We start from the raw sequence: 6,796 nt of genomic DNA on the forward strand, positions 1-6,796 counted from the left end.
CTGTCCTGCATAGCCGCTGCTGACTGCGGGCGGCTATTAGTTATTTTAGGCGCTAAAATAACGTTTCCTTCAGCCACTCTTCGTCAAATTCGAATTCCGGTTGCTTAGGCTGGGAATATCGCTGCGGAGCGGTTTCAGCGGTAAAATACTCCCACATGCCGTTTTTATCGTTCGGTTCCAGTAGTAGACCGTCGTTGGGGTTGATATATGCTTGCACAATCCCCTCGGGTACGGCCAGCGGTTTTTCCGGAATATCCTTCAGTGCCGTTTTCATAAACGCTATCCACATCGGCAAGGCAGCTTTGCCGCCGGTTTCTCCCTTGCCCAATGACTGCGAATTATCAAAGCCGATCCAGGCCGAAGCCGCAATATCCGGCGTAAAGCCGTTGAACCAAGCGTCCCGCTGGTCATTGGTTGTGCCGGTTTTGCCGGCCAAATCCGATCTTTCTAATTGTTTTGCCAACGTTGCGGTGCCTCTCTCGACCACGTCGCGCAGCAGGCTGTTCATGAGAAAATGTATTTGCGCCGAAATAACCCGTGGCGCCGGATTGGAGTCATTTTGCATGCCATCCGGACACTCTCGGCATACCGATTCCGGGTTGGCTTTAAACAGGGTTGCGCCCGTGTGGTCTTCGATGCGTTCTATCAAATACGGTTTTATTAAGTAGCCGCCATTGGCAAATACGGCATAAGCGGCAGCCATTCTAAGGGGTGGAGCATAACCGCTGCCTAAAGCCAGCGACAAGGTTGCGGGCAACTGCTCGCGGGAAAAGCCAAAGCGCATTGCTGTTTCCTGGGCATTGGCTATGCCAATGTCCTGAAGCAGGCGAATGGACACCAGATTGATCGATTGGCGCAAGGCGGTTCGCAAAGCGGTAGGGCCTAGAAATTTACGCGTGTAATTTTCCGGACGCCAGTCGTTTTCCAGTGACGGGTCTTCTATAACGATGGGGGCGTCGTTAATGATGCTGGCGGGTGTAAAGCCTTTTTCCAGTGCCGAGGTATAAATGAAGGGTTTGAAACCGGAGCCGGGTTGGCGCTTGGCTTGAGTGGCGCGATTGAATCTGCTCAGATAAAAATCATAGCTGCCGGTTATGGCCAATATGGCGCCGTTATAGGGGTTGACGGCTGCAAAAGCGCCTTCCGCGGCGGGTATTTGGCTCAGAACCCAATTTTGCTCGGACAGCTGCCGAATCCAGATAATATCATTAGGCTTTATAGCGGGCGAAATAATGCCGCCCGCGCTGTTGGCGCGGGTTTGGAGGGTTTTCCAAGGGACGTTATTCCAGGGAATCGAAATAGAGGAGCCGTCGGCTAGCGTGGTTGTAATACCGGCCGAGGTTACACTTGCCACTACTGCTTGCCGGCAATCGCCCAGGGACTTCAGGGTATGCAAGGCAGTGCCGGGGCTATACTTTTTATGCGGCAGCCCGCGGTAGCTGTGGCGGTCGTCATATTCATGCAATGCGTTTTGCACGGCTTTATCCGAGGCTTGCTGCAAGGCGGATGAAACGGTTGTATAGACTTTTAGTCCCAATGTATAAGCGTCTTCTCCGTACCTGTCCACCAGCTCCTGACGGGCCATTTCAGCGATGAAGGGGGCGTTGAATTCAATAGCGCTCGGTTGAATTGCCGAGTCGTCGGCAGTATTAATAGCTTGTTGATATTCGGCGGGTTGAATAAAGTTTAATGTCAGCATGCGCCTCAAAACATAATTCCGTCTTTCCAGCGCTCTTTCGGCGTTAACGATTGGGTTGTAAACGGATGGTGCCTTGGGTAGTCCGGCGATCATGGCTTGCTGGTAAAGTTTCAGCCCATCCAGGTTTTTGCCGTAGTAGGTTTGGGCGGCGGCGGCCAGCCCGTAGGCGCGCTGTCCCATATAAATTTTGTTTAGGTAGAGCTCGAGGATTTGATCCTTGGAATAACGTTGCTCGATTTGAATGGCTAACAAAATTTCTTTTAACTTGCGTAAAAACGTCTTTTCCTTGCTGAGCAAAAAGTTACGCGCTACCTGCATGGTGATGGTGCTACCGCCCTGGGTTTTTTTGCCGGTGGTCCATAATTGGTTGGCAGCCCGTAACAGCCCTTTGTAATCCACGCCCGGGTGGCTGTAAAAGCGCTCGTCCTCGGCGGCGAGAAAGGCTTGAATTTGTCGGTGAGGGATTTGGTCGATTGTGACCGGGACGCGCCTTTTTTCGCCATATTGGCCGATCAGCAAATTGTCCTGCGTATAGATGCTAAGCGGCATCTGGTATTGAACGTGTTCTAATTTACCGATATCGGGCAGTTCCTTGCTGAGTTCGAGGATGAAAAAATAGCAAGCGACAGTCAAGCCTATTAGCAATAAAGAAAAAACAAAAAAAAGCCACTTGAACAGTGTTGCAATCAAACGTTGGGGTTTGGGCTTTTTCCTTATAGGCACGGATTTCAGAATTTAATCGGGTTTAGTATGGTCGGCAAAATACCCGCTTTTGTTAAGGGGGACAACTGAAAGTTCGAAATTACCGCCTGCTTGGGGTGTGAAAATTGTAAAACCTATCTATACTTGCTCAAAAGTTGGATTCTGCAAATTTTTTTAGAAAGATCGCGGATCCTTTTAATATATTTAGGATTTAATAGGTTTCATTCATGAGCTGGTTTAACAGGAATCAGTCCGCTTTGCTTGGCATAGACATCAGCACGGCAGCGGTTAAATTGTTGGAATTAAGTCGAACCGGCGCCCGCTTCAAGGTTGAAAGCTATGCGGTGGCGCCGCTGCCGCAAGACGCGATTATCGATAAAAATATTACCAATGTGGAATTGATCGGTAATGCCATCAAGGCGGCGGTCAAGCAATCCGGCAGCCGGGCAAAGCGCGCATGTGTTGCCGTGGCCGGATCATCGGTGATGACCAAAATCATATCCATGCCGGCGTCTCTCAACGAAGCCGAAATGGAAGAGCAGATCATGGTCGAAGCGGATCAGTACATCCCTTATTCGTTGGATGAAGTTAATCTTGATTTCGATGTGCAAGGGGTCTCAAAAAACAATCCCGAGATGTTGGATGTATTGTTGGCGGCTTCGCGTAGAGAAAACATAGAAGACCGGGTCGAGGCCTTGGCTTATGCCGGCTTAAAAGCCGCCATTGTGGATGTCGAAGCGTTCGCGATGGAAAATGCCTTTACCTTGTTAGTCGATCAATTGCCCGAAAGGGTCGAAAACAAAACCGTGGCTATTGCCGATATAGGCGCCACCATGACGTCGCTGAATATTCTGCATGAAGGCAAAACCATTTACACCCGCGAGCAAGGTTTTGGCGGACGCCAGCTTACCGAGGAAATTCAGCGCCGTTACGGGTTGTCTTATGAAGAGGCCGGGCTCGCCAAGCGGCATGGCGGGCTGCCCGATAACTATATCCCCGACGTATTGGAGCCTTTTAAAAAGGCCATGCTGCAGCAGATTGCCCGTTCATTACAGTTTTTTGTCTCCTCCAGCGCGAATAGGGGGGTCGATGCCTTAATCCTGGCGGGAGGTTGCGCTTCCATTGCCGGCTTGGAAAAATTAGTCGAACGCGATTTGGGTATACCTTCTTATATCGCCAATCCTTTTATCAATATGGCGCTTTCCAATCGCGTCAAGCCACAGAGTTTAAGCAACGATACGCCCGCCATGATGATAGCTTGCGGTTTGGCGTTAAGGAGTTTCGATTAATGGCAAGAATTAACTTACTTCCCTGGCGAGACGAGCTACGCAAGAAAAAACAACAGGATTTTGCGGCGGGGATAGGCGCCGCCGTGTTAGCAACGGCTTTGCTGCTGGTTCTGGTGTATATGTACATCGAAGGCTTAAAAGAGCATCAGAATTTCCGCAATCAAATGCTCAAAAATGAAATCGCCATCCTGGATAAGAAAATTGCGGAAATTAAAGATATCGAAGACAAGAAAAACAAGTTGTTGACCAAAATCGATGTGATTCAAAAACTGCAAGAAAGCCGGCCCGAAATCGTGCATTTGTTTGACGAGCTGGCAAAGGTTACCCCGGAAGGCGTTTATCTAACCAAATTCACCCAACTTGAGGCGACGCTAACCCTGGACGGCAAGGCGGAGTCCAACGCCCGGGTCTCGGCTTACATGCGGGCCATCGAAAATTCGGCTTGGCTCAATTCACCGGTGTTGAGCGTCATTAAAGGTCAAGGTAAAAACAATGGCGAAATGAACGATTTTTCCATGACGGCCAAGCAAGGAAAAAAAGCGGATAACGATCGGGCGGGAGTTGCGCAATGAACCTATCTGAAGTGAATTGGGATCTTAATGCGGCGGGTGGCTGGCCTACCCCGATAAAAATTGCCGCCGGCTGTATTGTGTCGTTGCTGGTTGTTATCGCCGATGTTTATTACGTCAGCATCCCGCAGCTCGATGAACTCGAGGTGTTGGAAAAAGAGGAGGAAAGTCTGAAAACCTCTTTTGAAAACAAACAGAAAAAAGCCATTAATTTGCCGGACTACCGGGCCCAGTTGGAGCAAATCGAGTCTTCCCTGGGGGATATGCTGAAACAGATGCCTACCAAAGCCGAAGTGGCTAATTTATTGGTGGATATTTCCCAGACCGGCTTGGCCAGCGGTTTGGAATTTAAACTGTTTCAACCCAGCGGCGAAGTGCGTAAAGAATTCTATTCCGAACTGCCGATTAATATTCAGGTGGTGGGAAAATACGAAGAGTTGGGTTTGTTCGTGAGCGGTTTGGCGTCTTTACCCAGAATTGTCACGGTCCATAATGTCAATATCGCGCCACTTGGTAAAGGCGAAAAAGAAAATAAGGATAATAAAGGCGCCATGGCCATGTCGGCGGTTATTAAAACCTACAATGAGGGCGAGCAGGAGGGTGCTGTTAAAGAAAAGCCCAAAAGAAGAGGGGGTAAATGATGTTATTCGCACGCAAATCATTTTCTCCTAAACAATCGTTAAGCTTGGCCTGTCTGGCCGCCTTGTCGGGATTGATGACGGCCTGCGGGGGCGGCGATGTGAACGATCTGACCAACTTTATACAAGATGTCAAAGCGCGGCCGAAAGGCGCCATCGAACCTTTGCCCGAGAAAAAAATAGTCGAAAGCTTTGTATTCAAACCGGAAGGCTTGCGCGATCCTTTTCGGCCCACCGAAAAAAATATGGATGATGCGGGGCTTGACGTTTCGGGTGTCAGCGGCATTCGTCCGGATACCGAGCGCAGGAAGGAGGAGTTGGAAGCTTTCTCGTTGGATTCTTTGCGGATGATGGGCACCTTGAAGGACCAGCGAGGCTTGTGGGGTTTGATCAGGGCCAAGGACGGGACAATACATAGCGTTCAGGTAGGCAACCATATGGGACAAAATTACGGCAAGATTATCCGTATTCTCGAAGACAAAATTGAATTAATGGAAATCGTGCCCGATAAACCCGGCACCTGGCGCGAACAACAAGCAACATTAGCATTGGTTGAGTAAAAAGGTTACAGACATGAGAATTAAGCAAAACATTATGATGGGGAATTTACAGGGCCAGTTTGCTCACCGATGGCTGTTAATGTTGATTTTGATGTTGCGGATGTGTTCAGCCTGGGCCGATGAAACGGCGATCAATAATCTTGAGTTTTCAACTCTGGCGGGCAATCAGCTGCAAATTCAATTGGAGTTGAGCGGGGCCGCCGTAGAGCCGAAAATTTTTCAGACCGATAATCCGTCCAGGCTGGCGCTGGATTTTGAAGGTGTAAAAAGCAATCTGGCTAAAAAGAGTTTTCCGATTAATCAGGGCGCCGCCAATACGGTCTATGTGGTGGAGGCATCGGGACGGACCCGGGTAGTCATCAATCTGACCGAAAAAGTGCCGTATGAAACCAAAATCGACGGCAACAAATATTACGTCGTATTGAAATCGGCGGGATCGGTGGCAGCGGTCAATAAAATCGTGCAAACCAGCGCGGCAAAAGAAACCGCTCTCAGCCGTTTTCTACCCGAACAGTCGATTAAAAGCATAGATTTTAGACGCGGGCCGAACGGCGAAGGCAGGTTATTGTTGGGTTTGTCCACACCCAATACGGTGGTGGATGCGAAACAAACCGCCGGTAAGGTGGTCTTGAATTTCTTGAATACCAAAATCCCCGAGGCTTTGATCAAAAGTTTCGATGTGGCCGATTTCGCTACGCCGGTGCAAAAAATCGAAGCCACGCCGCGCGGCGAAGGCGTTACCGTTACCATCACACCGAATAACCCCAATTACGATTATTCGTCTTATCAGGCCGATAATTTATTGACGGTGGAATTCAGGCCCATGACGCCCGCCGAAAAAGAGGCGCAGCTTAAAGAAAAAACCCCGTATATCGGTAGCAAATTATCGCTGAATTTCCAGGAAATCGATGTCAAGGCGGTATTGATGATACTTGCGGACCATATCAAAACCCAGGAAGGTAAGGAAATCAACATCATCACTACCGATTCCGTAACGGGTTCCATTGCCTTGCATGTCAACGATGTGCCATGGGACCAAGTATTGGATGTGGTCATGAAGCTGCGCGGGTTGTCCAAACGGGAAAACGGCAACGTCATTTTGATCGGGCCTACCGAAGAAATTAAGGTCTTGGAAGAGAAGGAACTGGAAGCCAGAAAGATATATGAGCAGTTGGAGCCATTAAAAACCGAAAATATCCAGATCAACTATGCCCGGGCGGTCGATGTCTGTAATGTTTTGATCGGGCGCGGCAACTTTAACCAAGGCGGCGGGCCTTTGAAAGTATCCGGAACTTCCGGCGGCGCGGCGGGTGGCGCAGCAGCGGGTGGCGCCGGCGGC

General features: G+C 49.6%; 6 protein-coding genes. 5 read left to right on the forward strand and 1 reads right to left on the reverse strand.

The genetic code is table 11. The features are described 5' to 3' along the window. Positions 1-52 precede the first annotated feature (52 nt). Positions 53-2,422, reverse strand: a complete 2,370-nt coding sequence (locus NP596_RS10245) for a penicillin-binding protein 1A (protein WP_371927935.1) — start codon at positions 2,420-2,422, stop codon at positions 53-55. Between the two features lie 206 nt (positions 2,423-2,628). Between NP596_RS10245 and NP596_RS10250 the strand changes: the two genes are divergently transcribed. The 5 genes from NP596_RS10250 to NP596_RS10270 all read left to right on the forward strand — a co-directional run. Beyond that, positions 2,629-3,690, forward strand: a complete 1,062-nt coding sequence (locus NP596_RS10250) for a pilus assembly protein PilM (RefSeq protein ID WP_256615256.1) — start codon at positions 2,629-2,631, stop codon at positions 3,688-3,690. Next, a complete protein-coding gene (locus tag NP596_RS10255) occupies positions 3,690-4,262 on the forward strand; it encodes a PilN domain-containing protein (protein WP_256615257.1) in 573 nt (190 codons plus the stop codon). Before NP596_RS10250 ends, NP596_RS10255 begins: the two co-directional genes overlap by 1 nt. After that, positions 4,259-4,900 carry a type IV pilus inner membrane component PilO gene (locus NP596_RS10260; RefSeq protein WP_256615258.1) on the forward strand — a complete coding sequence of 214 codons (642 nt, stop codon included), beginning with the start codon at positions 4,259-4,261 and terminating at the stop codon, positions 4,898-4,900. Before NP596_RS10255 ends, NP596_RS10260 begins: the two co-directional genes overlap by 4 nt. Continuing rightward, positions 4,897-5,457: a pilus assembly protein PilP gene (locus NP596_RS10265; protein WP_256615259.1), complete on the forward strand. Its 561-nt coding sequence runs from the start codon at positions 4,897-4,899 to the stop codon at positions 5,455-5,457. The genes NP596_RS10260 and NP596_RS10265 overlap by 4 nt, the downstream gene beginning before the upstream one ends. Before the next feature lie 13 nt (positions 5,458-5,470). Then, on the forward strand, positions 5,471-6,796 hold a 1,326-nt coding region (locus NP596_RS10270; RefSeq protein WP_256615260.1), incomplete at its 3' end, for a type IV pilus secretin family protein.

It is taken from the genome of Methylomonas rivi, from assembly GCF_024505165.1.
GTDB lineage: Bacteria > Pseudomonadota > Gammaproteobacteria > Methylococcales > Methylomonadaceae > Methylomonas > Methylomonas rivi.

What these genes read in the sequence shown, in the direction of transcription:
- NP596_RS10265 (WP_256615259.1), top strand. Translation starts at nt 4,897, where the DNA reads ATGATGTTATTCGCACGCAAATCATTTTCTCCTAAACAATCGTTAAGC.
- NP596_RS10255 (WP_256615257.1), top strand. Translation starts at nt 3,690, where the DNA reads ATGGCAAGAATTAACTTACTTCCCTGGCGAGACGAGCTACGCAAGAAA.
- NP596_RS10260 (WP_256615258.1), top strand. Translation starts at nt 4,259, where the DNA reads ATGAACCTATCTGAAGTGAATTGGGATCTTAATGCGGCGGGTGGCTGG.
- NP596_RS10250 (WP_256615256.1), top strand. Translation starts at nt 2,629, where the DNA reads ATGAGCTGGTTTAACAGGAATCAGTCCGCTTTGCTTGGCATAGACATC.